This is a genomic window from Flaviaestuariibacter amylovorans (genome assembly GCF_039541815.1).
Taxonomy (GTDB): domain Bacteria; phylum Bacteroidota; class Bacteroidia; order Chitinophagales; family Chitinophagaceae; genus Flavisolibacter; species Flavisolibacter amylovorans.
Genome location: NZ_BAABGY010000016.1, coordinates 382,167 through 407,992, shown reverse-complemented (window position 1 = coordinate 407,992; position 25,826 = coordinate 382,167). Strand labels below are relative to the sequence as shown.

The following is a 25,826-nucleotide window of genomic DNA, read 5'->3' as shown; positions in this document are numbered from 1 at the left end:
ATGCCCCTCCTCCGCCTACCCGTGGTTGCCGGCTGCCTGCTGTATGTGCTGCTCTACGGGTTGGCTACGCTGCGCTACCCGGGCGGCACGCACGCCGACCCGCAGGCGCCGGGCTTCAGCTGGATGCAGAACTACTGGTGCAACCTGCTCGATGCCACGGCGCTCAACGGCGCGCCCAATACGGCAAGGCCCGTGGCCCTCCTGGCCACCGGCGTGCTGGCGGCAACGCTGCTGCTGTTCTGGTGGGGCTTTGCGGGCAGGGCGCTCGTTCAAAGGCCCCTTCGCCGCGCCATGCGGGCCTGCGGCATCGCAGCGATGGCCGTTGCAGCCATGCTTCCCTTCGGCCCCCATGATCCCGTTTTGTACACCGCCTCCACGCTTGGCCTCGTGCCGCTGGCAGGCACCTATATCGGCCTCTGCCACCTCGGGGAGCGCGCCCTGCTGCGTGCCGGGCTCGTCGTGATCGCGCTCATCGCCGCCAACAACCTATGCTATCATACCCCGGGCCTGTTTGGCTACCTGGCGCTGGTGCAAAAGCTCACCTTCCTGTATTTTCTTGGCTGGACGGCACTCGTAGAAGTGCGGACTGCTCCTTCAACCGCTTAATGCGGAAGGCCTTTCTTGCTTTTCCAAAATTGACCGCACATGAGAACACTGCTTCTTTCCGTAGCACTCGCGCGTCGGGCGCTGCGGCTGTCCAGATCAACACAGCCAGCGAAGACCGTTACGCCACCCTCCGCACCTATACGCTTTATGTGCCCAACTACTGGTACGGCCCCGGCGGCACCATGCTGCCCGACGAGGCCGAAGGCTCCCGCACGGCGCGCTATATCAGCGACATGATCTCCGAATACAAGTTCCCGGTGCGCCTCGTGCGCCGCGACGAGCTGAGCGAGCTGATCCTCAACACCCGCAAACCGCTGTATTACGTGAACTACGTACAGAGCTTGGCCGACAAGATGATCTCCGTCGTGAACGGGCTTACGGGCGAAGTGCTCTACGCCAACTTCACCGGTAAATCGTACCGGCCTAAGGAAAAGGACTTCCGCGACCTCAACAAGGTAGTGTTGGAAGCGAAGTAAGTGACCGCTACAAAAGCAAGGGGCCGTAGTAATACGGCCCTTTGCTTTTGTATGGAGGATGATGACAAAACGGGAGCCTAGCGTTGCGTGCCGATCCACTTGATGGCCGCTTCCAGCACAGGGTCCGTTTTGCCCTCGGGGTCGGCCGGTACGTGAATGTCGGGCAGCACCGGGTTCGGGTCCCGGGCATCGCCGTTGGCGCGGATAAAATGCCGCGTGCTGGAGCAGAAGTTCACCTTTGCGTTCGGCGTATCGAAGTAGAGGATCTCACCATAGTCGTTCGCAGGCTCGCCGCTCGGCTCCCCGATCAGCGTGGCGAGCTGGTAATCCTGGATGGTGTTCACGGTCATGTTGGCGCTGGAGAAGGTGTTGGGCCCGATGAGGACGGCCACGGGGCCCCGGAAGCGCAGCTCGTTGGCCGGCGGGGGCTCCGGAGCGGCCGCCTTATTAACGAAGATGTACCCGTTCTGCTGCGCCAGGTAGGGCGCCCATCGGGCACTGTCGCTGCGGCGGCGCGCGGAGTCGAGCGCCAGGTACGCGTTCTTTCCCTCGGGGCTCACTTTCCAGCGGGTGTCGCCAGACATGCGAAAGGGCTTGTCGGTAATGAACTGCAGCAGGTTCCAGCCCAGTACCGAGTTGCCCCCGCCGTTGCGGCGCATGTCTACCACAAAGCCTTTGATGGGTGCGCTGCGAAAGGCACGGAAGCTGTCCTCGAGAAAGCGGTAGAAAGCCTTCGGATCGCCTTCCATGTGATTGAAGTCGAGCACGGCGATGTCGCCGGGCAGGCGGCGGATGGAGTAAGGCGGTGCCGCAGCCACGGCGCCGCGGCGCTTCCTGAAGGCCTCGATGCGGGTCAGCAGCTGCTGGTACGTGACCGCGGTGAGTACCTTTTCGTGTTCGGCTCCGTTCTGGCGGTAGCGGATCGCATAGGGCGAGCGGATGCCGACCAGGTGCAGGTGCGCGAGGATATTGTTCTTCATGCGGATGCGCCGCCAGGAAGGAAGGCCGCCGCTGTAGCGCGTCAGCTCCGTGAGGATGTCGGCGGCGCTGCGGCCGTTGATGGAGAGCAGGCGATCGCCGGGCCGGAGGCTGCTGTCGTCGGAGAGGTCGGCCTGGACACGGAAGCCACCCGGGGCCAGTTCGTCGAGGAGCACCGGGAACACGCCGTAGCGTCCCTGCTGTATCTTCTCGACGATGGCGGGCGACACCGTAGCGTGCGTATGGCCTTCGTTGAGGGCGGCGCAGAGGCGGGCGATGAAGTGCCAGGCATCTTCGGTGGGGATCGGCCGGTTGGCCGCCTTGAGCAGGGAATCGCGCAGGCGGTAAAACGCTTTGCGCGGGATGCTGTGCCAGGGGTTCGGGTGCATGCTCTCGATGGTGCGCGCGGTGAAGCGGATGTCTTCGCGCACCTGTTCGGCCGTGAGCGTGTCGGGCAGCTGTGCAAAGCCGGCGTGCCCCCCGAGCAGCAGGAGCAGGGCTAGTAGAAATACGGAACGCATTCGTGTTGGTTGTGTGCGTAAAGCTACTACAGCCGCTGGAGACCGGCCACCGGTATGCCGAACGGCCTGCGGCTTTTGACGCATGAAATGCAGGGCCGGACGATTTTTTGTTAAAATTTTTACAAGGGAGTTGCGTATTCCGGAGGAAAGCAGGCGATTTCGTGCGGTGTATTAAACCTTTCCGGGGGCTCCCGGTCTCAGCGCGTTTTTTCGAAAGACTACCCGCGGGCGGTTGCGGATTTCAAGCTCTTCGATTTTGGCACAGTATTGTCATATGGCAGGAAAATCGAACAAACAAAAACCGTTTAACGTATGAAATCAGCCAAACAAACCTTCCTCCTGATGGCCGCCACGCTCTTTACTTCGGCCGCCTTTGCGCAAGTGAACCTCGGTGCCGCCGGCTCCGCGAATGCCGCCGTAAAAAGCACGGTGAATGCCGCCGCTGCCACAAGAGCCACCACGGGCGCCGCTGCCAATGCCGCTTCCGCCGCTACCAAGGCCACCACGTCGGCCGCCGTTACTACCGGCGCCGCCGCGCAGGGTGCTGCCTCCGCCGCCGCCACCAAAGCTGTTGACGTAAAAGGAGCCGCTACGTCCACCACGGGCGCCGCCGCTGCAAGTGCCGCCCAGAGCGCGAAGTCGGCCACGGACGTAGAAGCCGGGGCCCGCGTGAATGCCCAGGCTGCCGCCCATGCTTCCGAGCAGGCTACCGCACAGGCCAACGAGAACTCCGCCCTCTTCGGTGCCAAGACCGATGCTAAAGTGGATGCCGGTGCACGCGCCGATGTGAAGGTGAATGGCAGCCAGGCCATCGATAAGACCGAGAAGGGCGCTGTGAAAACAAAAACCAGCGTGGAGCAGCAAGGCGACGCCGCCGTGCGCAAGACGAAGCAGGTGAGCGCCCAGGGCAAGACCAAGGTGAAGTCGGAGTTCCGCGCCAAATCGCAGGGTGCCGCCCGGGCTTCCGCGCAGGCCAGGGAGCATGCCTCTGATCAATCCGCTGTAGTGGATGCGCGCAGCAAGGCGAGCGTGAAGAAAGAAGTGCGTGCCGGTAAGAACGGCGCTTCCGCCAGGGGCGGCGCCTCGGGCAGCAGCAAAGTAAAGGTGCAGTAAAGACGCATCCCTATGCGTCTCCCAGTAACAATGCATGCATATACGTCTCTTTCCAGCAGCTACGTGCTCTTCTGACCCACAGACAGAACAGAGCCCGTAGTAATACAAAGGGCCGCCGGAAGGTGGCCCTTTCAAAACCCTAACCTCCCTCGTGTATGAAACAGCTATTCCTGGCCTCCCTGCTCTTTGCCGGCCTTGCTGCCGCGGCGCAGGACTCTACCCAGACCCAAAAGAAAGATACCCTTAAGAACAAGCCGCAGTTCAAGCTCTCGGCCAACTACAACAGCGGGCTGCATTACTACGGCCGCACCGATAGCCTCCGGAGCAGCGGATTTTTTCCCATGGCCGAATTCTGGATCACCCCGAAGTTCTACGTGAACGCTGCGCCCATCTTCGTCAACAATGCGCTGCAGTCGTTCGACTATGTTGGCACGGTGGCAACCATCGGCTACCAGAAGGTGACCGACAAGTGGATCACCGGCGCGTATGTGCTGAAGCCTTTCTATGAAGGCGACGCGCAGCTGGTGCAGTCGGCGCTGAAGGCGCAGACCGGCGTCAACGTGAGCAAGCTGCATAAGATCGTCAACGTGAATGCGGGTGTGGATGCCCGGTTCACCGACGGGGTCGACTTCGGCGCCACTGCGGGCATCGACCACATCGTGCGCCTGCCGCTGAAATCGGGCGGCGTGGTGGTGCTCGACCCGGGCTTCTCGGTGAATGCCGGCACGCAACGCTACAGCCGCACCTACACCAAGAAGAACAACAACGGCGGGCTGCCGCTCATTCCACTGCCGGGCAATGGCAACGGGCCCACCACCGAAACGCGCGAGGAAAATCAGTTCAAGATCCTGAGCTACGAGGCGTCGGTGCCGCTCATCTACGCCAAAAAGAAATGGATGCTGATCGCCACGCCGGCCTACGTGCTGCCGCAGAACCTGCTCCCGGGCGAGCGCGGGAACAATTTATTCTACGTGACGACCACGGTGAAATACACGTTCTGAGGGGCACGCGGAACACGCGGAACACGCGGAAGAAATTCTGGGTGACCTGTTCGTAGGTCCGGGCATTTCCACTTCGCGAGGTAAAGGACGTGGCAGTCCGCTAAAAGTGGTGGCAGACTCAAGGTCGGAGTTTCCAGGATAAAACGCAGAAGCGGGAAGGTGACCTTGGCTTTCAAATGATATCAAACTCGGTTGGTTATAGTACAGGCCATGCGGAAGAGCGTTTCCGTGTGGCCTTTTTTCTTTCGGCACCCGGTCCAAGACCCCTTCGGCCAGGAAACGGGTTGCGATTAACGGAAATTTTTGACCTAAGTGCCCCCTTTGGGGGACAGGGGGCCGTTCCCGCATGATTCTTGCCTACTTTTGCAGCGTAAAGCAACCGTTATGATCAAAACAGGCAATCCCATCATCAGCATATACACCGAAATGACCCCGAACCCGGAAACGATGAAGTTCGTGGCCAACAAGCTCCTCTACCCGGGCAAGAGCATCGACTTTCCTGACGTGGAGAGCGCCAAGCCCTCGCCGCTCGCTACGGAGCTCCTCGGCTTTCCCTTTCTCCGCGCGGTGTTCATCGCCTCCAACTTCGTAACCCTCACCAAGACCCCCGAGACCGACTGGGCCGACGTGATCCCCTCGATCCGCCAGTTCCTGAAGGAGTACCTCGAGGAAGGTAAGGCCGTGATCAACGAAGAGGAGCTCGCCAACGTGGTGCCCCAGAGCTCCAACGAGGTGGCTGCCGACGACGACGACGTGGTGAAGCGCGTGAAGGAGCTGCTGGAGAACTACGTGAAGCCCGCAGTGGAAATGGACGGCGGCGCCATCCAGTTCAAGAGCTACAACGACGGCGTGGTGAACCTGATGCTGCAGGGCTCCTGCTCGGGCTGCCCCTCCTCCATGATCACGCTGAAGGCCGGCATCGAAGGCATGATGAAGCGCATGATCCCCGAGGTGAAGGAAGTAGTGGCGGAAGCCGAATAAGAATGTGCTGATGTGCTAATTAGTTAATGTGCTAATAGAAAGCCCGGATCGCAAAGCGATCCGGGCTTTTCAGTATGACGTCATGTACATTCATTCGGTCATTCCCCTATTCTCTGATTAGCACATCAGCACATTAACTAATTAGCACATTAGCACATTAACTTGCCCTCATGAGCCCAGTGCCCTACCTGTTGACACTGCTTTTGATAGCAAGCACCTTAGTCTCCTGCGGCACGCAGCACCGCTTTGCCACGGCGGCGGAGGCGGCAGCCGACTCGTCGCCGGTATACCGGCTGCCCTATGAAGAGGGAAAGCGCTACCGGCTCGTGCAGGGCTATAATTCCTGGTTCTCGCACCGCGGGCGGCTCGGGCTCGACTTCAAGATGAAGGCGGGCACACCGGTGCTGGCCGCCCGCGAAGGCGTGGTGACGCGCGCCGTCGATTCGTTCTCGGGTCATGGGCTCAACAGGAAGTACCTCGGCCGCGCCAATGCCGTCGTGGTCCGGCATGCCGACGGCTCGCACCTCCTCTATGCCCACCTGCAGACCCGCAGCGTGCTCGTGCGCCCGGGCGACAGCGTCCGCGCCGGGCAGCCCATCGGGCGTAGCGGCAACGTAGGCTACTCGGCCTTCCCGCACCTCCACCTCATTGCCTGGGGACCCACTCCGCAGGGACGGCGGGCAATCCCGACAAGGTTTTACACGGACAAAGGCATCCTCTACCTGAAACCGGGCAGGCGTTACAGGGCGGTCAAGGCAGGAGAAGGTAAAGAAGTGTTTTGAACCGCTAAGGCGCTAAGAAGCTAAGGTATTCGCTAAGGAGCGGTCGTCTAGTTGTCTATTTGTCCCGGCGAGGCGAAGCCTGCCGTGATGCCGGCCGGAGCGCCGGCATAATGGGTCGTTTCAATGCGGCCTACCCGATCGTACCAACGAATCATACCTGTGTAGTGAGTGCATCTTGAAGACGTAGAAAGGTCTATCCGCGTTCATCATATAAAATCCGTGACATCTGCGTTCTTTCTCTCCCTGCCACGTGCTTATAGGCTGTCCACAAAATAGTATCGTTACCATTCGAAATCCAAGAACGGCGCCAGCCGGGCCCTACACTTAGCGAAACCCTTAGCCCCTTCGCTTCTTAGCGGTAAGAATCCCTTCTTCAACTTCCTACGCCTTCTTATGCCGGATCCTTTTAATCAGGAAGCTCCGCTCGTTGGCGATGTTGGTATCATCGCCCATCAGCAGCGCAAAGGGCTTCAACGCCGGGATCTCCTCAAAGAGCACCTTTACGATGGCCAGCAGCGGCAGCGCCATGAAGGTGCCGGCAAGCCCCCAGAGCGCCGCGCCCGTGAACACCGCCACGATGGCGGCCAGCGCGTTGATCCGGATCTTGTTGCCGACGATGACGGGGTTGAGGATGTTACCGTCGATCATATGGATGACGAGCATCGACACCACGGCCCAGAGCACCGTAACGGGTGTATTGGTGGTGATGGAGATGAGCGCCGTGAGCAGGCACGCAATGGTGATGCCCACGTAGGGCAGGATCTTGATGATGGCCGCGATCACCGACAGCAGCAGCGCGTAGCGGATGCCGAGCAGGAAGAGGGCGGCGAAGAAGGCCACGGCCACGATCACCATCTCGATGAGCAGGCCCGCGATGTAGCTGCGGATGACGTACTGGATGCGGTTGAATACATTCTGTACCGTGGCTCCGTGCTCGTCGGCGAAAAGGGTGGTGAAGAAGCCCACGATGAGCGAGCGGTAGAGCAGCAGCAGGAAGGTCATGATGAGCAGCATGATGCCGGCAAAGAGCACCACCGAGCCGAGCGTGAGCGTTCGGTTGACGAGGTAGGAGGTCTTCGGCAGGAGGTTGGCGCTCGAGTTCTGCACGATCTCGTGCATCCGCTGCGTGGGCACGTCGAGCCACTTGCCGAGGAGCGTTTCGAGCTGCCCGAGCGAGGCGTCGATGTTCTGCTTCATCTGCGGGAGGTCTTCGCGGAAGGAGAGGATCGAGTTGAAGATGAGGTAGAAGACGATGACGAAGAGCACCACGGCGAAGAGGAGCACGATCATGGCCGCGTAGCCCCGCGGAAATCCCTGGCGCTCGAAGAAGCGGCAGGGCGAGGTGAGCAGCAGGGCCAGCAGTCCCGACATCGCCAGGGGCTTCAGCACCGGCTCCCCGTAATAGAGTAGCCCCAGCACCAGCGCGATGCAGAGCAGCGGCGGCACAAGGCGCGCGAACAGGGGAGAGCTCGGGACCCGGCAGATGTTCATAGATGCCCGGATGCCCTAAATTTTCGTGCCCAACATGGGATCTCAGATCTCGGATCGCGGATCTGGGATCTGCGCTGAATGCGGGCAGCGTAGCCGGCAGGGTCAGCTATAAGAGAAGGAACGCAAATTGTACGGATTTTATACGATAAGCGTGGATACGTGGGGCATAGGAGGAACCCTTCCTTCATGTCCCGCACTGGCCTTTATGATCAGCTGGTACGATAAGCTATGCTGCACCGATACGATCCCTCACCAATTGATGAATAGACAATTTCTTCTTAGCGAATACCTTAGCCCCTTCGCTTCTTAGCGGTAAAAATCCCTTTTTCTTCTTTCCCCGCCTTAAACTCGCGTAGCCCTTTGGTTCAAATTGTTTTTGTACCTTAAAAGGATGGAAGCAACCAAAACCGCCCCGCCGGCCGCCCCCCCGCCGGCGCCCGCTGCTGCACGGGTCAACGCCATGGACCGCTACAAAACCCTTCACCTCTGGATGCTGCTGCCGATGCTCGTGATGCAGGCCGGCATCTTCAAGGATTACTGGGGCGACTTCACCGACAACGCCTGGTCGGTGCACGTGCACTACTGGACCGGCACGGCCTGGTACGCGTTTCTCATCAGCCAGCCTTACCTCGCCAGCCACGGGCAGCTCGCAAAGCACCGCACCTACGGCATCATCGGGATGTTCCTGGCCGGAAGCGTGTGTATGACGGCGCTGAGCATGATGCACCGCGACATCGCCACCGCCGAGCGGTCGGCCGTGGCGCGGGATGCCTTCGGGCCGTTTGAGCCCTGGTTCTTTTATGGGGTGGCGGCCATCGAGATCGTGATGATGACCGCCTTCGGCATCGCCGTGATCATGAGCATCCTGCACCGTAAGCGCTGGGAAAGCCACGCGTGGTGGCTGATTTCCTCCGTATTCATCATCATGATGCCCGCGCTCGGAAGAGGGCTCCAGGGCCTCTATGTGGGCTTGAACCGGCAGGACTGGCCGAACGTCGACATCATGCCCGGCGTATATGCCGCCAATGTCATCATCATCGGCGGTATGCTGCTCGCAGCCTGGAAGTGGCGCCGGATGTGGCATCCCGCCACCTGGCTGGCAGTGGGTGTGAACCTGTTCAACTTCGTGCTCGAGCCCATCGGCCGTTCCGCCGGCGTGCAGAGCTTCCTCCGCGCCCTCATCCACGGCTAAAGAGATCTGGGATCTCGGATCGCGGATCTCGGATCTGGCCTCGCGTCGGTATGTATCTGACATCACCGATCTGACATCCGACATCACCGGTCTGAGATCCCACATCTGAGATCTCACATCCCCGCTCTATCTTCGGCCCTCATCATCAGCCCTTTACCATGACCCCGACACCCGCCTCCGAGCATCAGTCCGCCTTTATCAACCGCATTATTGAAACCGGCACCGTCTGGGCCCTCTCCTCCGACGAGGGCTTCGCCACCTCCGAGTCCGACGAATACGAAGACGTGGAAGTGCTGCCCTTCTGGTCGGAAGAAGCCGCCGCGGCCGTACTTGCCCGCGACGAGTGGGCGGAGTTCAAGCCGGCTTCCCTGCCGCTGGCCGAGTTCCTGGAGAAATGGCTGCCCGGCATGTACAGCGAAGACGTCGTAGTCGGCATCGATTGGGACGCGGAAATGACTGGCACCGAAACGGAGCCGCTCGACCTGGCCCTCGCCGTGGCCGAGGCCCTCAAGCAAAGCGGCAAGCCCCTCGCCTTTGAACACCACGACGATGTGGACGACTATATCACACAGCTGCAAGGGGCGATGGGCGAGGAGTAAGCGGGCGCATCCGGATGAGGACAGGCGCGCCCGCCTCGCACGGAGCGACGGGAGTATCTCCTTAACATCAGCCGTGCCTACTGGCCTGCGGGCGCTGCCTGCGCCGCGCGCCGGGCATTCAGCTGCTCGAGGCGGGCCTGCTTCTTCGCCAGCTCTGCCTGCAGGGAAGCGATCTTTTTCTCCTGGTCACCGATTTCCTCGTGGGCCTTCCGGGCATCCTTGGCCTCGCGGTAGGCCCGGCGTGCTTCCTTCTTGGCGCGGCGCGCGTCCTTCACGTCGCCGCTCGAGGCGCGGGCGGCCCGCTCGCTACTCTTCTCGGCGGCTTTCTGCGCATCCAGTTCTTCCTCGCGGGCTTTCTCGCGCACGCCGGGGAGGTTGTTCTGGGCGATCGCCAGCCTGGCCGTCAGGCTGCTGATGTCGTTGCTGACTTCAACGATCTCTTTGTTGAGCTTCACCGAGTCTGCGGCATCGTATTTCTGGGCCCCGGCCGGAAGGGCGGCCAGCATCAGGAGGCAAAAAATGGTCGTGTAGATCGTCTTGTTCATGGTATCGGGGATTACAGGTGATCGGTCTTTAACAGACAGGATCACAAACGCTATGCCTGTAACCGCTGGCGGCCTGCGGTACGCCCGGCCCGGGCTCCTGCCATTGATTGAAATTCGGTATGTTTAGGAGACATATCCCCTGTATGCCTTACGCCATCCACACCCAGGACCTCTCCTTCGCCTTCGGGCGGCGCACGGTGGTGAGCGGCCTCTCGCTTCATGTGCCCGAAGGCTCCATCTACGGCTTTCTCGGGCCCAACGGCGCCGGCAAAAGCACCTCTATCCGCCTCCTCACCGGCATGCTCCTCTCCGACAAGGACAACATCTTCATCGGCGGCCGCTCGCTGCGCCGGCACCTCCCCGACATCTTCCGGGGCATGGGCACGCTCATCGAGTCGCCCTCCCTCTATGCCCACCTCACGGCGCGCGAGAACCTGCGCCTCATCGCTACGCTCCGGGGGCTGCCCGCCGCCCGCATCGACGAAGTGCTGGCCATCGTGGGGCTGCGCTCGGTGCAGCACCGCAAGGTGGCGCACTTCTCGCTCGGCATGAAGCAGCGCCTCGGCATCGGCATCGCCCTCCTTGCCGACCCGGCCCTCCTCATCCTCGACGAGCCCGCCAACGGCCTCGACCCCTCGGGCATCATCGAGATCCGCGACCTCATCAGGCACCTGCACCAACAGGAGGGAAAGACCATCTTTGTATCCAGTCACCTGCTGGCCGAGGTGGAAAAGACCTGTACCCATATCGGCATCATCCATAAGGGCACGCTGCGCTACGAGGGTACGCTGGAGCAGCTGCAGCTCGAGGCCCGCCAGGGAGGCGAAGTGGTGTTTACCATCCCGGCTGCCGCGCAGCACCTCACCGCATTCCCAGACGACTGGGGCGCCCGCCTGCACAGCGCCGACGAAGTGCTGTTCCCCTACACCGGCGCCGACCGGATCACCGAACTCAACCAGCGGCTTGTAGGTGCCGGCGTGCCCGTGTGCGGCATCCGGATGCAGGGCGGCCTCGAAGACTGGTTCATGCGCTTAACCCAAAAAGACCGCGAGATCGTATGAGCACCTTTACCCAGACCCACAACGCCTGCTTCCGCGCCGAGCTGCTCAAGCTACGCCGTACCGCGCTGCCCTGGCTCTGTATCGGCGCCGCGCTATTCATCCCCCTCATCCAGACCCTCGCCAACATCTTCCTGAGCGACGGACACCAGGAAAACGCCTGGCCCAACTTCCTCCAATGGTCGGTGAAGGGCTTCACCGGCTTCTTCTACCAGCTTTTTCTCATCCTGCTCATCGGCCGCATCGTGTACCTCGAGCACCGCTACGACACCTGGAAGCTGCTCGAAACGCAACCCGTATCGCGGCCCGCGCTCTTCCTCGTCAAGTTCGAAGTGGCCGCACTCGTAGCTGCCCTCTGCCTCCTCCTGCTGGTGGGCTTCTCGCTCCTGGGCGGCGCGCTCCTGCAGGTGGCGAAGCCGGAACTCGGGTTCGCGAAATCCGGCATCGAATGGGGCGTGCTGTTCGGGGCCGTCGGCCGTATCTGGATCGCCTCGCTGGGGCTGCTGGCGCTGCAGTACTACCTGGCGCTCCTGCTCCGCAATTTCGCCGCCCCGATGTCGATCGGGCTCATCGGCATCATCGCCGCCGGCATCCTGAATGATTTCGGCTTGCTCACCTGGCTGCCCTATAATGCCATTGCGCTTTCACAGGCCGCCTATAAGGGAAGTCCCACCGGCAGCGGCCTGTTGTACCATGAGTGGCTGAGCGGGCTGTGGTGTGTGTTCTTTTTGCTGATGGCCTACCAGCTGCAGCGGCAGCGGGGCTTCGTGCCGGCACACCTGCGGGGCCGGCGCGGTATCGTTACCGGCCTTTCCGTAGTACTACTGGCGGCGCTGGTGGTGCAGGTCAGCAAGCCGCGCGTGATGGGGCGTTCGGAGAACACCGTGATCGCCGGCCGCATAAAAGCGGAGCAGCCGGTACAAAGCGTGGCGCTCGTGCGGCCCGCCTTCAGCGATACCATCGCGACCGCACCCGCCACCGGCGGCCGCTTCCGCCTCCTGCTGCCCGACACGCTGCCTCCAGGCTTCTACCGCCTCCACGCAGGTGCGCAGAAGCTCGACATCTACTTCGGCAGCAAAGACAGCCTCTCCGTAGATCTACAGGCTTCGAAAGACGAATTCAAGCTCGTATTCGGTGGCACGCGCGCAGCCGAGAGCGAGTTCCTGCAAACGACAGACAGCCGCCCCGACTTCAGCCGCATCCGCCGTTTCCAGGCAGAGGCGCTTCCGGATGCCTTCATGCGCGAGTTGCAAGAGTTGATTGCCGGCCAGGAAAAGGAAGCGGAACGCTTTCATACCACCGACAACGTGCGGTTGGCGCCCGACTTCCTGGCCAGCTACCGCAAGCTCCTGGAGGTGGGCGCGCTCTACGAGCTGGAGGTCGAGTACCCGAAGTCGTTTATGCTCTACCATCCCAACAAGGAGCTGAAGTTTGGCCCCGAAGCGGAACGACTCCGCCGCAGCGTCTCCTTTGCCGATGCTTCTCTTATCGACCTGCCCGGCTTCCTGGATTTTGCCACGCGGTACATCGGGGCGAAGACGGCCCGGAGCGCCAACCGCGACAGCGCCTTCAGCGCCTTCGCCGCGCAGCAGGTGCCGAGCCTGCCGCTGCGCGAGGCCATCCACCTGCGCTTCGCCCGCGAGCGCCTCGCCCGCACCAACGACACGGCGAGCCGCCAGCAGGTGGTGCAGGCCGCCTTCGCCGCCATCCAAAACCCGGTATACCAGCGCCACCTCCAGGGCGACCTCGTGCGCCTCAACAGCATGCTGCGCGGACGGCCGGCGCCCGACTTCAAGGCCAGCGCGGCCAGCGGTACTACCTTCTCGCTCGAGAACTTCCGCGGCCGCTACGTGGTGATCGACGTATGGGCCACCTGGTGCGGCCCCTGCAAGCGCGAGTCGCCGGCTTTCGAAGACCTCTCGGAGCGCTATACCGACGAGCGCCTGCTCTTCGCCGCCATCTCGATCGACGAAGACAAAAAGGCCTGGCAGCGGGAGGTGATGTTCAAGTCGGAGCGTGTGCTGCAGCTGCATGTGGAAGGCGACGCCTTTGCGCAGGCCTATGGCATCAGCAGCATTCCCCGCTTCCTGCTGATCGGTCCCGACGGCCGCATCGTGAACGCCAACCTGCCGCCTCCTTCCGAACCCGAGTTCCTGGCTATCTTGCAGCGCGAGGTCTACAATATGGGATCCAACTAGTGCATGCAGGAATTTTTCAGCCAATTCTGGACAGGCCTCCTGAATACGACAGGGCTTGAGTTCATCGCGGTGATCGCGGGGATCGTGAGCGTTTATTTTTCGCGCAAGGAAAACATCTGGGTATACCCGGTTGGCCTGGTCAACACGGGCATCTACTGGTACCTGTGTGTGAAGCACCACCTCTTCGGCGAGGCCCTCGTGAATTTATACTACACCTACATGAGCATCTGGGGCTGGATCCTCTGGGCGCGCCGCAACGAGCGCAACGAGAAGGCCCTGCACATCACCTGGAGCTCGCGGCGCGAGTGGGTGATGGAGCTCCTGTTCTTCGCCTTCTTCTTCATCGCCATCTGGCTCGGCTACCAGGGCATCGCGCACGCGCACGGCCTCGCGGTGCCGCAGCTGGGCCCTGCGCCCTCGGTGTGGGATAACCTCGAGGCGCAATTCATCGGCTACGCGCGCAGCATCCCCGACGGTAACCTTTACCCGGCCGCCGATGCCTTTGCCGCCGCCACTGCCTTTACCGGCATGTGGCTGATGGCCCGCAAAAAAGTCGAAAGCTGGTATTGGTGGATCGCCACCAATGTCTCCTCGATCCCGCTGTATTACGTGAAAGGACTCGTGTTCACGAGCGTGCTCTTCTTCATCCTGCTGATCATGGCGTTCTGGGGATTGGCGGAGTGGAAAAGAAAGGCGCGGAGTCAGGGGAGAATGGGGTGATGGGGAAATGGGAAAATCCTCCCGGCGATGAATTCAGATTAACCGTTTGTATTATTGACGCCTTCCCGTATGCCGGCAAACCGAAGCTTTGTACTTTCACCCCGTATGCCGGCACATTCATTACCCCATTATCCCATACCCCCATTACCCCATTAAAAAAGATAGTGATCCTCGGCCCTGAGTCCACCGGCAAGAGCACGCTTTGCCGGAAGCTCGCCCAGCAGTACGATACCGTCTGGTGTCCCGAGTATGCGCGTACCTACCTGGAGCAGAACGGGATGAACTATAACCGCCAGGACCTGCTCCTGATCGCGCAGGGACAGCTCGCCCTGGAAGCGTGGATGGCCGAGGAGGCAAAGCCGCCGTTTTTCTTCGTAGACACCGATATGTATGTCATGAAGGTCTGGTTCGAGGTCGTGTTCGGCGATTGCCCGCCCTGGATCCTGAAGCAGGCCGCCGCGCAACGCGCCGACCTGTACTTACTCTGTAACACCGACCTGCCCTGGGTGCCCGACGGCCTCCGCGAATACCCCGACCCCGCAGCCCGCGAGCGCCTGTTTTGCATGTATAAGGACATCCTTGTGAACGACGGAACGCCCTGGGCCCTCGTGTCGGGAACAGAAGAAGAGCGGCTCGCATCGGCCGTCAGTGCAATTGAGGAGCGGTTCGGGAAGGAAGAGGAAGGAGAATAAGGGATTTTTACCGCAAAGCCGCTAAGAAGCTAAGGTATTCGCTAAAAATAGCTGCGGTGCTGATCGCAAATGTGGGATGTGAGATCCGAAATCTTCGGGGCAGCGCTGCTTTTGATTGCTCCCTTTTGAGCGAACGAAAAAGAAGGAACGCTGATAATACGGATTTTATACGATGAGCGCGGATGTTCGCTTACAGTGCCTCGGGCCCCACGTTGGCTAACCTTCCGCCGGTAGGATGTTCCTGTACGATAAAATATGTCGAACCGAGACAACCCTTTACCAATAGACAAATAGACCAATAGACGTTCTCACCTTCGCGAAAACCTTAGCCTCTTCGCTCCTTAGCGGTAAGAAAATCTTGTTTTACTTTTTCTTCTTTTTCACCGCCGGCGCGGGCGCCTTCTCTTTCTTCACCTCCAGCCCGATCACCTGCCGCACATCCGCATCGGTTTGCAGGAAATTCATCTGCGTACCGATCCAGCCGGCGCGGCGCTGCACGTAGCCGCCGCCGGTGGGGTGGAAGCGCTTCGGGGCCGGCAGGCAGGCGGCGATCTGCGCGGCCTCGCGGCGTGAGAGCGCAGCGGCAGGCTTACGGAAATAGTGTTGGCTCGCCGCTTCCACCCCGTAGATCCCCGGTCCCATCTCGATCACGTTGAGGTACACGTCGAGGATGCGCTCCTTGCCCCAGATCCACTCGATCATCTTGGTGAAGTATACTTCGAATCCCTTGCGCACCCAGCTGCGGCCCTGCCACAGGAACACGTTCTTGGCCACCTGCTGCGAGATGGTGGAGGCGCCGCGCACGCGCCCCGGCTTCTTCTTGTTGTACTCCACTGCCTTCTCGATGCTTTTCCAGTCGAAGCCGCCGTGGTCGGGGAAGGCCTGGTCCTCGGAGGAGATGACGGCCAGCCGCATGTGCGCGGGAATCTCGGCGCGCGACACGTAGTCGCGCTTGAGGCCGTCGCCGTCGATGAGGGCACCGATCTGGGTGAGGGTGATGGGCGGGTTCACCCACCGTAGTACTACAATGTAGAGGAGTTGCGCGATGAACAGGAAGAGTAGCGTCCGCTTTACGATGCGCCAGAAGCGGCTGCCGCTTTTCTTGGGTGGGGTCTTCTTGGCCATGCCGCGTCAGTCCTGGAGAAAGAGGTAATAGGTCATGAGGCCCACGCCGAAGCACACGAGGATAAAGCCGTTGAGGCGGGAGATGAACTGGATGTTGTGGGCCGTGAGGCGCTTGCGGATCTTGTCGGCGCCGAGCACCTTCAGCACGTCGGTGCCCAGCACGAAGAGCAGCGCGATGGCGAAGATGCCGAGGCGCTGGTCGATGGAGTGCTTGATGAGCGAGGTGGCCGCGGCGAGCCAGAAGATCCAGATACCGGGGTTGAGGACGTTCATCAGGAAGCCCGTCATGAAAACCTTGAAGAAGTCGCGCTTGCGGAAGCGCTCCGGCGTGGCGCCCTCTTCCACCACGCGGATCCGCTTGAAAAAGAGGAAGTAGATGCCGACGGCCACGAGGAAGAGCCCGCCGATCACCACCACGATGTCCTGCCCGTTGATGATGCTGTTGAACAGCTCGGTGAAGAAGTTGACCAGGATGGCCAGCAGCAGGTCGCTCATCGACACGCCCGCCACGAAGGCGAAGCCACCCCTGCGCCCGTTGTAGATACTCTGCTTGATGGTCGTGAACAGCAGCGGCCCCACCGAGATGGCGAGCAGCAAGCCGAGCGACAAACCCTTGATCAAAGCATACCACATGCGCGACGAAGATATAGTAATGTGCTAATGTGCTGATGGGGTAATGTGCTAATAAAATACCGTTCCGGAGATAGGTTTCCCGTTTATAAACAGGGCGCTGGCCTCGAATTCACCAAGGCCCCGATTAACACATTAGCACACTAGCCCATTAGCACATTATTTCTTGCCGATCTCGGCAAGAAACTGATTCCACTCCTGAAGCATCTTGCCTTTGAGCACGCGCGGGAATTTGTGCTGCGAGCCGAGCTTGCCTTCCTTCTCCATGAACTTCAGGAAGGCCTCTTCGGGCAGGCGCTGCAGCAGCACCGCCTTGAGGGCGGAGCCGCGCTCCACGGCGTAATCGTCGTTCAACTGGCAGAGGTAGCCGTCGATCTTCTGCGCCAGTAGTTCTTCGGGTACGTCGTCGTTGCAGGCCACGTACCATTTGTGCGCAAACAGGCCCTCGTAGGGAAAGCCCACCACGCCGTATTCGGGGATGGAGATATTCAGCTCCTCGCTTACGAGCTGGATGGCGCGGTTCATGTTCTCTACCGACAGGTGCTCGCCCACCAGCGAGAGGAAGTGCTTGGTGCGGCCCGTGATCACCACCTCGGCCTTTTCCTTGTTCACGAAGCGCAGCGTATCGCCGATGAGGTAGCGCCAGGCACCCGCGTTGGTGCTCATGAGCAGCGCATACTCGCGGCCTTCTTCCACCTCGTGGATCATATAGGCCTTCGGGTTCTCTACCATCTTGCCGTCGGCGTCGAAGTTGTTCTCGTCGAAGGGCACGAACTCCATGAAGATGTTGTTGTCGAGAATGAGCTGCATCCCCTGCGCGTGCTCGCGGGCCTTGAAGCCGATGAAGCCTTCGGAGGAGAGGTAGTTTTCGATATAGACAATGGGCTTGGCCAGCAGCTTCTCGAAGCCTTTCTTGTAAGGCTCGAAGGCCACGCCGCCGTGTACGAAGAAGCCGAGGTTGGGCCAGATGTCGTGGATGGTCTTCACCTTGTAATGCTCCACGATCATCTCCATGCACATCTGGCACCAGGCGGGCACGCCCACGATGTAGCCGATGTCCCACTCCTTCGCATGCTCCACGATCTCGTGCAGCTTCTCGTTCCAGTCTTTGATCTTGGCAATGCGGCCGCCGGGCTTGTAGAAGGTCTGGAACCAGAAGGGCTTGTTCTTGGCCAGGATGCCCGAGAGGTCGCCGGCATACCAGCCGGCCGCGCCTTTCTGCAGGTCGGTGGCGCCGCTCATCATGAGAAAGCCCTTGGTAACCGAGTTGCGGGGCAGGTGCTCGTAGCTCATAAGCGAAAGCCATTGCCGCAGGTAGTTGACGCGGTTGGAGCGCAGCATCTCCTTCGTAACGGGGATGTATTTCGAGGCCGCGTCGGAGGTGCCGGAGCTCAGGGCGTAGTACTTGATCTTTCCGGGCCAGGTGACGTCGGGCACGCCTTCGAGGGTTTTCTTCCACCACTGCTCGTAGATGCTGTTGTAGTCGTGCACCGGCACGTTGGCCTGGAACTGCCGGTCGGGCAGCTTGCTGTGCAGGATGTCGTCGAAGCGGTATTGCTGGCCGAACTCGGTGAAGCGGGCTTTGCGGAGCAGCTTCTTCAATACGCGGAGCTGCTGGCGCCTCGGGTCGTTCTGCGGGATGCGCAGGGCGGCCGCCAGGGCCTTGGGTAGTTTCAGGTCTATGATTCTCGCCATCCTTTCGGGGTACAATCTTTAATGTTCGGTTTCACTTAGCGCTGTGCCGGGGAACTGCCGCCGGCCGGGGTCCTTTCTTTCTAAAGGTACGCTCCGGGTCCGGTAGTGCCTTCATAAACCAAGCCAACGGTAGTTTTTCAAAATGATGCGCAGGTCGAGGCCGGCGTCCCAGTCGCGGGCATACCAGCGGTCGATCTGGTGGAGGCTTTCGGCCGGCAGCCCGGCCAGCAGGCGCTGCCCGGCCCCATTGGGCCGCAGCACCCCGCGGCGCAGCGGTGGCAGGTCGGGCTCCGGCCTGCAATAGCCCACCCAGGTACGGCGGCCGGCCAGCACCTGGCCGCAGTGCTTCAGGAAGCGCCCGGGCTGCTTCACGAGCAGCAGGTGCACGGGCAGCGTCACCAGGAAGGCGCCGCTCAGCGCCACATCGAGAAGGCGCTTGTCGCGCCGCGGCCCCGGCAGCGCCAGCTGCAGCGGCTCGTGGAGCGAGAGCGCCTCCCCAGAGGAGTCTTTCGAGTCGGAGCCCACCACCGAGGCGCTGCCGGCCGCGTGGTAGCGAAGGCGCACCGTGCTGCGCAGCCTGCCGGTCTGTGCGATAATCTCCTTATACGACAGCGCGCCTGCCGAGAAGATGAGCTCCTCGGCGCCGAGGGCCCTGACGGCGCTGTCTACGTCGGCGAGGCCGGCCACCGAGCCCTTTTCGGCGGCGCCGAGGCCTACCCGCCCGATGAGGTTCTGCTGCCGCTTGTGCCGCCCGAGCAGGGCCGCCACCTCGGCGTAGCCAGCCCCGTCGGCCACCACCAGCACGTAGGGCCGGTCGGCGCTTTCGGCGGGGCGCTGCAGGATGCCCGCGCGGAGCAGGATCCGGCGCACGGCGCCCACGGCCAGGAAGGAGAGCAGCGCGCCGAAGAGCAGGATGCCCCGTGAGAAGCGGAGGTTCTCGGGCAGCAGCGCGTAACCCGCCAGCAGCGCCAGGGAGGCAAAGGCCGACGCACGGAGGAAGTTACTCCGCCGGTAGATCTTGTCGTACAGGCCCGCGTAATAAGCCGTCACGATATACACCAGCGCATAGGCTGGAAGCGAGAAGCGGATGAGCTGTTCGGGCAACACGATGTCGGTGCGTACGTACTCGGTCCAGAGTTCCTTCACGAGCCAGAACGAGAGCAGGATGAGTACGCCGTCGATGACCGGAAGGCCCACCCAGCGGATGAACTTGGCGCCCGCCGCGAGTGCCGCCCGCACGCCGATGGCGGCATGGATGGAGGCGCGGAAAACGCGGGCCTGCGCGCCGCCGTAGTGCTTGCGCACGAAGATGTTCATGGCGCTGTAGAAGAGACGCACATAGTTGAGCGAGCCGCGCTTCGTGCTTTCGCCTTTGAAGTGGATGATGGTGGTATCGGCCACGTACCAGTTCTGGTAACCCGCCGCCTGGATGCGGTAGGAGAGGTCCACGTCCTCGCCGTACATGAAAAAGGTCTCGTCGAAGGAGCCTACTTCGTCGAGCACGGAGCGCGGGATGAGCATGAAGGCGCCGGCGAGCACATCCACTTCCCAGTTGGCTTGTTCGGAAAGGTGCCCGAGGTGGTAGCGCCCGAAGGTGCGCGAGCGCGGGAAGAGGAGCGAGAGGCCGAAGAGCTTGTAGAGTGCCGTCATGGGGCCGGGAAAGGAGCGCTTCGACTCGCGCAGAAACGTGCCGGTGCCGTCGATCATACGCACGCCGAGGCCGCCGGCCTTCGGGTGCTTTCGGAAAAAGTCGAGGCACACATGAAGGGAGTCCTCGGCCAGCAGCGTATCGGGGTTCAGGAAGAGGATGTATTCGCCCTTCGACAGCGCCAGCCCCTGGTTGCAGGCCTTCGCGAAGCCGACGTTGGTGGTATTGAACTGGTAGATGAGCTCCGGGAAGCGGGCCTTCAGGTATTCGGGCGAGCCGTCGGTGCTGTTGTTGTCGACCACGATCGCCTCTACCGCGAGGCCCCGGGCCGCTGCGCGCAGCGAATGCAGGCACTGCTCCAGGAAGAAGCGCACGTTGTAGTTCACTATGATGACGGACACGGTCAATCGAAAGGCAGGCTTAGGTAGGCGGCAAATATAACCCGCAAGGGAATCTCAGATCTAGGATCTCGGATCTGTGATCTGGGTGGATTGCAGATTTCAGATGGGTGATTTCAGATTCCGGTTCTCCTTAATGGAGACAGCTTTCGAGTCGCTTTTTATGCGCTTCGGGACGTCAGGAACTGCTCCACCTGAAACAAATCTGAAATCTGAAATCTGAAATCTGAGATCTGAGATCTGAGATCATCACATCCGAGATCTGAGATCCTAATAGAGGTTGTTCGCTCTTCCGAAGCTCACGAGCCCCGCGATGTTGCCGACCTCGAGCTTGCGCATGATGTTCTTGCGGTGGGTGTTGACGGTGAGCTCCGAGAGGTGCAGCTCTCCCGCGATCTGGCGGCTCGTGCCGCCGCGCACGATGAGGCGGATGATCTCGGCCTCGCGGCGCGTGAGCTGGTATTTCTTCAGGAAGTCGTCGTAGAAAGGAGCCTCGTCGGGCGCCGCGCGTTGCGTGTCGGGGAAAAAGGTGCCGCCGGCCAGCACGGCCAGCACCGCCGCCCGCAGCTCGTCGGGCGAAGCCGTCTTGTACACGTAGCCGGCCGCACCGCTGCGCCGGGCTTCCTCCACCAGCTGGGCCTGCTGGTAGCTCGTAAAGATGAGCACACGTACCGAAGGGTGCGCGCTGCGGATGCGGTGCAGGCAGTCGAGCCCGTTGCTGCCGGGCATGTTGAGGTCAATCAGGACCAGGTCGGGATGCAGCCGCGCCACGAGCCCGAGCAGCTCGGTGCCGTTGGTGGCCGTGCCGGCAATCTCCACATCGGGAAGCTCGCCCAGCATCGACTGGATGCCGTTGAGCAGGAAGGGATGGTCATCAGCCAGCAGGATACGATAGGTCATAAGTCGCTTTCGGTATTTCAATAGTGATCAGGGTGCCTTGGGGTTCGTTGGGCTCGATGGCGATCGCGCCGCGAAAATAAGCCACTTTCGAGCGGATGCCGGCAAGCCCGAGCGAGGGCGTAGCATCCGCCTGGGCAGGCGGGAAGCCGGCGCCGTTGTCTTCCACGATGAGGGCGAAGCTCTCTTCGAGCTCCGTTACCTGTACCAGCGCGCAGCTGGCGCCTGCATGCCGCACGAGGTTGTTGAGCAGCTCGTACACGAGCCCGTAGATGCCGTTGTAATGCGCCTGCTGCTCCTCTTCGTACGTAGCGAAGCCATGCACGAGCAGGGTAATGTGCACCTTGCCCGAAGCGTTGAAGATATCGGTGATCTTGCGGAGCGCGCCGGGCAGGCCGGTACGCGGCAGCATCAGCGGGTGCAGGGCATGGCTCAGGTTGCGCACGGTCTGCGCCACGATGCCAAGGGCTTCCTCTGTCTGGTGGATGCGGGGATCGGCAGGCAGGCGCTCCTGTTGCTGTTGCTCGCGCAGCGCCGACAGGTTCAGGCGCGCCGCCGAAAGCAGCGAGCCGGCCACGTCATGAAGCTGACCTGCGATCTGGCTGCGCTCCGCCTCCTGGGCTTCCATAAGCAGGCGCGTGTTCTCGAGCTGCTGCCGGTTCATGCGGTGCAGGAGCTCTTCGCGGCTCCGGCGGAATTCATAGAAGCGGTAGGCAAGCCCCGCCGTCAGGATCACCGACTCGATGAGCAACCCGAGCGCCGTGCCGAACCGCCGGTAGAAAGGGGGTACCGACGGCAGGGCGCCGGTGTAGGAGCCGAGCTGCACGAGGGCGCAGGCGATGAGGGTAAGCACGGCAAAGAAGTAGAAGCGGGCGAGCCGGTTGCCCTGCCAGCTGTAGAAGCCCAGCAACGCAACCATGAGGCACACGTACAGCAGCACGGTGCCGGCCAGCACGCCCTGCAGCGTCAGCCACCAGGGTGCATGGTAGTAGGCGCCGAGCAGCAGCGTAGCCCCGATGCACACCCAGAAGAAGGCGGTGCTTGCCCAAACGGTCTGGCGCAGCCACGGATGCGGGCGGGCGCCGGTGTAGCGGAGGGCAAAGGGCAGCGACAGGGCAATGGTGCTGAGCAGGAAGATCACCTTGGCCTTGCTTGCAAACCAGGGACTGTCGGGCCAGAGGTATTGAAAGCCGTAGCCGCCGTTGGAGAGCACCCAGAGCCAGCCCGATAAGATATACAGGATATAGAATGCATAGAGCCGCTCGCGCGTGAACGCGAAGAGATAGGCGCCGAACAGCAGCAGGAGCGCAATGGTGCCGGTGAAGAAGGCGACTACGAGGGCGCTGGTGCCCTCGGCCCTGCGCATCTCCTCTTGTGTGCGCAGGTGAAACGACAGCTCGAGCGATTCATTCGATTTGTCGATGAGCGCCAGGTACCAGCCGGTGTCGCGCAGCGGGAAGTGGAAGTCGGCTGTCGGGAAGGGACGCTGCCGGTGCGGAAAGAAATCGCCGCTTTCGAAAAGGGAACGGGGTGCCCCGGCCTGTACCCCATAGAGCACGATGCGGTTGATATTGGGCTCGGAAACATGCAGCACCAGCGAGTCGGCGGGGCGGGTGATGCGGAAGGCGATCCAGAATACGGAGCGGGTGAACCCGGGACTCAATTCCTGCTGTGGGGCCTTGCGGAAGCCGCCCTCGCGGAGGGCCCGGAGGGCGCCCGCTGCGTCGAGGCGCGCTGTACGGTCTTCCAAAAGCTGGAAGGCCGGCCGGGCGGGCGGCTGCGTCGAGCCGCCGGTGGCGCGCAGCAGTAGCAGCAACAGGAAGAAGAGTGGCAGGGCGCGGGTACGCATGAGTCCCCTAAGGTAGCACATCAGTACATACCGGGAGCCCCGATTTGCGGCGGCCGTGCGGCACTCAAAAATGATACTTTGGCGGCATCCATTCCTGCCTTTATTTTGCCTTTCCGCCCAGCACACACAACCATGCAACGCGCCCGCATTCTTTTTGTCGACGACGACCCTGATGACCGTGAGCTCATCGAACGCCTGCTCCGCGAGGAGGGGCTTGGCGACTACCGCATCCTCAGCGGGGGGCGCGACCTGCTGCAGCACCTGCATGCCCTTCCCGACACCGGGCTCCCCGAAGTAGTGGTGCTCGACCTCAACATGCCCGCCATCGGCGGCCGGGAGCTGGTGCACGTGCTCAAGGATTTCGAGCGCTATCAGTCCATCATTGTCTTCCTGCTCACTACAGCCCCGCGCGGCCCCGAGGTGGCGGAGTGCATCCGCTCCGGCGCCGCGGGCTACTATGGCAAGCCGGGCAATGTGGCAGCCTGGCGGGAATTATTGCATGAGCTGTACGGCATCGCCACGGATTCCTGGGTAGAGCCCGGCTCTGAGCGCGGGTAGCAGCTTTCCCGGCAGAATGGAACAGTTTTTTCAACAGGCTGCACAAACAGGCTGTATGAAGAAGCTCAGGAACAATGGTCTTTCGATCGTCTTTGGATTGCTGTTCCTCGTTTCGCTGGTGGGCCAGGTGCTGACCGGCCACCACGAGCACAACGAGCAGCTGCAGGAGCACAAGGCGCCCGAAATCCCGCTCGGTCAGTACCTGCGCTCCGGGCATTTTTTCCAGTCCACCTTCGAAAACTGGGAGAGCGAATTTCTCCAGATGGCGCTCTTCGTGGTGCTGACGATGTTCCTCTATCAAAAAGGCTCCTCCGAATCCAAAGACCCCGACGCCCCCAAAGACGAGGTGGACCGCGAGCCGGACCCGAACCGTCCCGGGGCGCCCTGGCCGGTACGGAAAGGCGGCTGGATCGGGAGCCTCTACAAGCATTCGCTTTGCTATTTGCTCTTCGCCCTCTTCCTGGCTTCCTTCCTGCTGCATTGGCACGGCTCCCTACGCGACCACAACGAGGAGCAACTGCTCAAGGGGGAGCCTGCCGAAACCGCATGGAGCTACCTGGGACAAACGCGCTTCTGGTTCGAGTCGTTCCAGAACTGGCAGAGCGAGTTCCTGTCGGTGCTGTTGCTCGTGCTGTTTTCCGTCTTCCTGCGGCAGAAGGGCTCGCCGCAGTCGAAGCCGGTGGATGCGCCCAACAGCGAGACGGGGGAGTGAGGATGTCAGATGTGTGATCTCAGATTTCAGATTTATTGCTGACGCACGACAGAGGATCTCAGATCTCGGATGTCGGATCTCAGATTTAGGCTGACGCCGGTGAGGATGTCAGATGTGTGATCTCAGATTTCAGATTTATTGCTGACGCACGACGCTTGATGACGGATCAGGATGAAATAGCGGGACGGGAACGCGCTCACCAGCCCAGTTTGTCATCCTGTAAGGATCAGCCATGGCGCTAAGGCACGGTAGCTGTCTTTAACCCATCATGCAGCCGATTTCTTCCGTTTGCCTATCCAAAAAGCGTAGCCCACACACAAACGATCCTTTACCAATAAACAAATAGACCAATAAACAAATAAACAAAAGGCCGCCCTCACAGGCGGCCCCGTCATAAAGCAAGCAAGAAAAAAGGTTATTGCATCTGCCGGCGGATCTTTTTACGGATCTCTTCGGCGCAGTGGGCGATGAACTGGTCGGTAATGAGCTCCATCTGCTTGAATTGCAGGGGCTTCGTAATGAACCCGGCACCGTGCTTTTCGGCAAAGCCCTGGTCGGCGGGTTGCGACGAGGTGGTGAACAGCACCACCGGCACTTCGGCGAAGCGCTCCATGGTGCGGAGGCGGCGAAGCACCTGCTTGCCGTCCACTACGGGCATATTGACGTCGAGGATGATCAGGCAGGGCAGCGGGTCGAGGTCGGAAAGGGCTTCGAGGTACGAAAGGGCCTGTCCGCCGTCGGAGGCGGTCACCACTTCTACGTCCCGGGCAAACTGGGCAAAGGCTTCCTGTACCAGCTGAAGGTCATCCGGGTCGTCATCGGCATAAAGCACGATATTCTTAGGTGTGATGGAATGGGTCATGTGTCGGTCGGTCGGGTTTTGGTCGGTAGCTTATACCAGGTGCTCTACATCGATGGCTTCAAGATAAGGCTCCAGCGGTATGGTGGAGCGAAAACAGACCAGCTTTTCGGCAATACAGCGGTACTTTTTGTAGTGCACCTCTATATAAAAGCCTTCCAGCTGGTAAAGGATCCGCACGCGGCCCTCCACTCTACGCTTCCCGATGTAGGTACCTGCTTCGTAAAGCAGGTCGAGCTGCTCTGCGGGCGTCAGCAATTGGAATGCAAACAACGTCATCATCACGATCCTCCTGCTTTTTTTGCCGCAAAGACCATGCAGATCAGCGCATTATGCCGCAAAGAAGGTAAAGAAAAACATGGTTTCATCGGCTGCTGGTTCCCGGGGGAACAACAAATATAATCGTTCACTCTTACAATAGCCTGCTGAGGCGCCCTGGCGGGGCAGTCTTTTTGGTTTTCCGGGTTGGTTAACAAAAAAACCGCTTTTATTCCCACGCTTA

Annotated in this window: 25 protein-coding genes; 14 read left to right on the top strand and 11 right to left on the bottom strand. The window is 61.1% G+C overall.

Going from position 1 to position 25,826, the window contains the following annotated elements; translation table 11 throughout:
- Together ABD937_RS21460 and ABD937_RS21455 are read left to right on the top strand one after the other, a co-directional pair.
- Window positions 1-606: a hypothetical protein gene (locus ABD937_RS21460; RefSeq protein ID WP_345258023.1), complete on the top strand. Its 606-nt coding sequence runs from the start codon at window positions 1-3 to the stop codon at window positions 604-606.
- A 29-nt stretch (window positions 607-635) separates the two neighbouring features.
- Window positions 636-1,082 carry a hypothetical protein gene (locus tag ABD937_RS21455; RefSeq protein WP_345258022.1) on the top strand — a complete coding sequence of 149 codons (447 nt, stop codon included), beginning with the start codon at window positions 636-638 and terminating at the stop codon, window positions 1,080-1,082.
- A 77-nt stretch (window positions 1,083-1,159) separates the two neighbouring features.
- On the opposite strand, the gene ABD937_RS21450 is transcribed toward ABD937_RS21455, so the two are convergent.
- The gene (locus ABD937_RS21450; protein ID WP_345258021.1) at window positions 1,160-2,581 is read right to left on the bottom strand and encodes a S41 family peptidase; all 1,422 of its coding nucleotides are present in this window, start codon (window positions 2,579-2,581) and stop codon (window positions 1,160-1,162) included.
- 312 nt (window positions 2,582-2,893) lie between these two features.
- Here ABD937_RS21450 and ABD937_RS21445 point away from each other — a divergent pair, with 312 nt between their 5' ends.
- The 4 genes from ABD937_RS21445 (at window position 2,894) to ABD937_RS21430 (ending at window position 6,458) form a co-directional block, all read left to right on the top strand.
- Complete coding sequence (locus ABD937_RS21445; RefSeq protein WP_345258020.1) at window positions 2,894-3,694, top strand: hypothetical protein; 801 nt, start codon at window positions 2,894-2,896, stop codon at window positions 3,692-3,694.
- Between the two features lie 155 nt (window positions 3,695-3,849).
- Window positions 3,850-4,695, top strand: coding sequence for a hypothetical protein (locus tag ABD937_RS21440; protein WP_345258019.1), 846 nt, complete (start codon window positions 3,850-3,852; stop codon window positions 4,693-4,695).
- A gap of 384 nt (window positions 4,696-5,079) precedes the next feature.
- Window positions 5,080-5,676 carry a NifU family protein gene (locus ABD937_RS21435; RefSeq protein ID WP_345258018.1) on the top strand — a complete coding sequence of 199 codons (597 nt, stop codon included), beginning with the start codon at window positions 5,080-5,082 and terminating at the stop codon, window positions 5,674-5,676.
- A 170-nt stretch (window positions 5,677-5,846) separates the two neighbouring features.
- Entirely contained in the window at window positions 5,847-6,458 is a 612-nt protein-coding gene (locus ABD937_RS21430; protein ID WP_345258016.1) for a M23 family metallopeptidase, read from the top strand.
- Between the two features lie 381 nt (window positions 6,459-6,839).
- Here ABD937_RS21430 and ABD937_RS21425 read toward each other — a convergent pair whose 3' ends face one another.
- Window positions 6,840-7,949, bottom strand: a complete 1,110-nt coding sequence (locus ABD937_RS21425) for an AI-2E family transporter (protein ID WP_345258015.1) — start codon at window positions 7,947-7,949, stop codon at window positions 6,840-6,842.
- Between the two features lie 391 nt (window positions 7,950-8,340).
- On the opposite strand from ABD937_RS21425, the gene ABD937_RS21420 reads away from it, so the two are divergent.
- Window positions 8,341-9,141 (top strand): hypothetical protein, encoded by an 801-nt coding sequence (locus tag ABD937_RS21420; protein WP_345258013.1) that lies wholly within the window; start codon window positions 8,341-8,343, stop codon window positions 9,139-9,141.
- 158 nt (window positions 9,142-9,299) lie between these two features.
- Window positions 9,300-9,740, top strand: a complete 441-nt coding sequence (locus tag ABD937_RS21415) for a DUF2750 domain-containing protein (RefSeq protein ID WP_345258012.1) — start codon at window positions 9,300-9,302, stop codon at window positions 9,738-9,740.
- A 77-nt stretch (window positions 9,741-9,817) separates the two neighbouring features.
- On the opposite strand, the gene ABD937_RS21410 is transcribed toward ABD937_RS21415, so the two are convergent.
- On the bottom strand, window positions 9,818-10,285 hold the full coding sequence (locus ABD937_RS21410; protein ID WP_345258011.1) for a hypothetical protein: 468 nt from the start codon (window positions 10,283-10,285) through the stop codon (window positions 9,818-9,820).
- 143 nt (window positions 10,286-10,428) lie between these two features.
- On the opposite strand from ABD937_RS21410, the gene ABD937_RS21405 reads away from it, so the two are divergent.
- From ABD937_RS21405 to ABD937_RS21390, 4 genes are all read left to right on the top strand, one after another.
- A complete protein-coding gene (locus ABD937_RS21405; protein ID WP_345258010.1) occupies window positions 10,429-11,346 on the top strand; it encodes an ABC transporter ATP-binding protein in 918 nt (305 codons plus the stop codon).
- Window positions 11,343-13,541 (top strand): ABC transporter permease, encoded by a 2,199-nt coding sequence (locus ABD937_RS21400; RefSeq protein ID WP_345258009.1) that lies wholly within the window; start codon window positions 11,343-11,345, stop codon window positions 13,539-13,541. The genes ABD937_RS21405 and ABD937_RS21400 overlap by 4 nt, the downstream gene beginning before the upstream one ends.
- Before the next feature lie 3 nt (window positions 13,542-13,544).
- Complete coding sequence (gene pnuC / locus ABD937_RS21395; RefSeq protein ID WP_345258007.1) at window positions 13,545-14,261, top strand: nicotinamide riboside transporter PnuC; 717 nt, start codon at window positions 13,545-13,547, stop codon at window positions 14,259-14,261.
- 164 nt (window positions 14,262-14,425) lie between these two features.
- Entirely contained in the window at window positions 14,426-14,953 is a 528-nt protein-coding gene (locus tag ABD937_RS21390) for an AAA family ATPase (protein WP_345258006.1), read from the top strand.
- Window positions 14,954-15,316: 363 nt separating this feature from the next.
- Here the strand turns inward: ABD937_RS21390 and mtgA are convergent, their stop codons facing one another.
- The 6 genes from mtgA to ABD937_RS21360 form a co-directional block, all read right to left on the bottom strand.
- A complete protein-coding gene (gene mtgA / locus ABD937_RS21385; RefSeq protein ID WP_345258005.1) occupies window positions 15,317-16,078 on the bottom strand; it encodes a monofunctional biosynthetic peptidoglycan transglycosylase in 762 nt (253 codons plus the stop codon).
- Window positions 16,079-16,084: 6 nt separating this feature from the next.
- The gene (locus tag ABD937_RS21380; RefSeq protein WP_345258004.1) at window positions 16,085-16,711 is read right to left on the bottom strand and encodes a LysE family translocator; all 627 of its coding nucleotides are present in this window, start codon (window positions 16,709-16,711) and stop codon (window positions 16,085-16,087) included.
- Window positions 16,712-16,867: 156 nt separating this feature from the next.
- Complete coding sequence (locus ABD937_RS21375) at window positions 16,868-18,403, bottom strand: GH3 family acyl-acid amido synthetase (protein WP_345258003.1); 1,536 nt, start codon at window positions 18,401-18,403, stop codon at window positions 16,868-16,870.
- Between the two features lie 111 nt (window positions 18,404-18,514).
- Complete coding sequence (locus ABD937_RS21370) at window positions 18,515-20,452, bottom strand: glycosyltransferase family 2 protein (protein WP_345258002.1); 1,938 nt, start codon at window positions 20,450-20,452, stop codon at window positions 18,515-18,517.
- Window positions 20,453-20,719: 267 nt separating this feature from the next.
- Entirely contained in the window at window positions 20,720-21,349 is a 630-nt protein-coding gene (locus ABD937_RS21365) for a response regulator (RefSeq protein WP_345258001.1), read from the bottom strand.
- Window positions 21,324-23,195: a sensor histidine kinase gene (locus ABD937_RS21360; protein ID WP_345258000.1), complete on the bottom strand. Its 1,872-nt coding sequence runs from the start codon at window positions 23,193-23,195 to the stop codon at window positions 21,324-21,326. The genes ABD937_RS21365 and ABD937_RS21360 overlap by 26 nt, the downstream gene beginning before the upstream one ends.
- A 132-nt stretch (window positions 23,196-23,327) precedes the next feature.
- On the opposite strand from ABD937_RS21360, the gene ABD937_RS21355 reads away from it, so the two are divergent.
- Both ABD937_RS21355 and ABD937_RS21350 read left to right on the top strand, forming a co-directional pair.
- The gene (locus ABD937_RS21355) at window positions 23,328-23,753 is read left to right on the top strand and encodes a response regulator (protein ID WP_345257999.1); all 426 of its coding nucleotides are present in this window, start codon (window positions 23,328-23,330) and stop codon (window positions 23,751-23,753) included.
- A gap of 55 nt (window positions 23,754-23,808) precedes the next feature.
- Window positions 23,809-24,465 carry a DUF6766 family protein gene (locus tag ABD937_RS21350; RefSeq protein WP_345257998.1) on the top strand — a complete coding sequence of 219 codons (657 nt, stop codon included), beginning with the start codon at window positions 23,809-23,811 and terminating at the stop codon, window positions 24,463-24,465.
- Window positions 24,466-24,880: 415 nt separating this feature from the next.
- Here ABD937_RS21350 and ABD937_RS21345 read toward each other — a convergent pair whose 3' ends face one another.
- The gene (locus tag ABD937_RS21345) at window positions 24,881-25,327 is read right to left on the bottom strand and encodes a response regulator (RefSeq protein WP_345257997.1); all 447 of its coding nucleotides are present in this window, start codon (window positions 25,325-25,327) and stop codon (window positions 24,881-24,883) included.
- Between the two features lie 30 nt (window positions 25,328-25,357).
- Window positions 25,358-25,606, bottom strand: a complete 249-nt coding sequence (locus ABD937_RS21340; protein WP_345257996.1) for a hypothetical protein — start codon at window positions 25,604-25,606, stop codon at window positions 25,358-25,360.
- Between the last annotated feature and the right edge of the window lie 220 nt (window positions 25,607-25,826).

Excerpts from the sequence above, each read along its gene's own strand:
- ABD937_RS21460 (WP_345258023.1), top strand. The coding sequence starts at position 1 with ATGCCCCTCCTCCGCCTACCCGTGGTTGCCGGCTGCCTGCTGTATGTG.
- ABD937_RS21450 (WP_345258021.1), bottom strand. The coding sequence starts at position 2,581 with ATGCGTTCCGTATTTCTACTAGCCCTGCTCCTGCTGCTCGGGGGGCAC.
- ABD937_RS21445 (WP_345258020.1), top strand. The coding sequence starts at position 2,894 with ATGAAATCAGCCAAACAAACCTTCCTCCTGATGGCCGCCACGCTCTTT.
- ABD937_RS21440 (WP_345258019.1), top strand. The coding sequence starts at position 3,850 with ATGAAACAGCTATTCCTGGCCTCCCTGCTCTTTGCCGGCCTTGCTGCC.
- ABD937_RS21435 (WP_345258018.1), top strand. The coding sequence starts at position 5,080 with ATGATCAAAACAGGCAATCCCATCATCAGCATATACACCGAAATGACC.
- ABD937_RS21430 (WP_345258016.1), top strand. The coding sequence starts at position 5,847 with ATGAGCCCAGTGCCCTACCTGTTGACACTGCTTTTGATAGCAAGCACC.
- ABD937_RS21425 (WP_345258015.1), bottom strand. The coding sequence starts at position 7,949 with ATGAACATCTGCCGGGTCCCGAGCTCTCCCCTGTTCGCGCGCCTTGTG.
- ABD937_RS21420 (WP_345258013.1), top strand. The coding sequence starts at position 8,341 with ATGGAAGCAACCAAAACCGCCCCGCCGGCCGCCCCCCCGCCGGCGCCC.
- ABD937_RS21415 (WP_345258012.1), top strand. The coding sequence starts at position 9,300 with ATGACCCCGACACCCGCCTCCGAGCATCAGTCCGCCTTTATCAACCGC.
- ABD937_RS21410 (WP_345258011.1), bottom strand. The coding sequence starts at position 10,285 with ATGAACAAGACGATCTACACGACCATTTTTTGCCTCCTGATGCTGGCC.
- ABD937_RS21405 (WP_345258010.1), top strand. The coding sequence starts at position 10,429 with ATGCCTTACGCCATCCACACCCAGGACCTCTCCTTCGCCTTCGGGCGG.
- ABD937_RS21400 (WP_345258009.1), top strand. The coding sequence starts at position 11,343 with ATGAGCACCTTTACCCAGACCCACAACGCCTGCTTCCGCGCCGAGCTG.
- pnuC (WP_345258007.1), top strand. The coding sequence starts at position 13,545 with ATGCAGGAATTTTTCAGCCAATTCTGGACAGGCCTCCTGAATACGACA.
- mtgA (WP_345258005.1), bottom strand. The coding sequence starts at position 16,078 with ATGGCCAAGAAGACCCCACCCAAGAAAAGCGGCAGCCGCTTCTGGCGC.
- ABD937_RS21380 (WP_345258004.1), bottom strand. The coding sequence starts at position 16,711 with ATGTGGTATGCTTTGATCAAGGGTTTGTCGCTCGGCTTGCTGCTCGCC.
- ABD937_RS21375 (WP_345258003.1), bottom strand. The coding sequence starts at position 18,403 with ATGGCGAGAATCATAGACCTGAAACTACCCAAGGCCCTGGCGGCCGCC.
- ABD937_RS21365 (WP_345258001.1), bottom strand. The coding sequence starts at position 21,349 with ATGACCTATCGTATCCTGCTGGCTGATGACCATCCCTTCCTGCTCAAC.
- ABD937_RS21360 (WP_345258000.1), bottom strand. The coding sequence starts at position 23,195 with ATGCGTACCCGCGCCCTGCCACTCTTCTTCCTGTTGCTGCTACTGCTG.
- ABD937_RS21355 (WP_345257999.1), top strand. The coding sequence starts at position 23,328 with ATGCAACGCGCCCGCATTCTTTTTGTCGACGACGACCCTGATGACCGT.
- ABD937_RS21350 (WP_345257998.1), top strand. The coding sequence starts at position 23,809 with ATGAAGAAGCTCAGGAACAATGGTCTTTCGATCGTCTTTGGATTGCTG.
- ABD937_RS21345 (WP_345257997.1), bottom strand. The coding sequence starts at position 25,327 with ATGACCCATTCCATCACACCTAAGAATATCGTGCTTTATGCCGATGAC.
- ABD937_RS21340 (WP_345257996.1), bottom strand. The coding sequence starts at position 25,606 with ATGATGACGTTGTTTGCATTCCAATTGCTGACGCCCGCAGAGCAGCTC.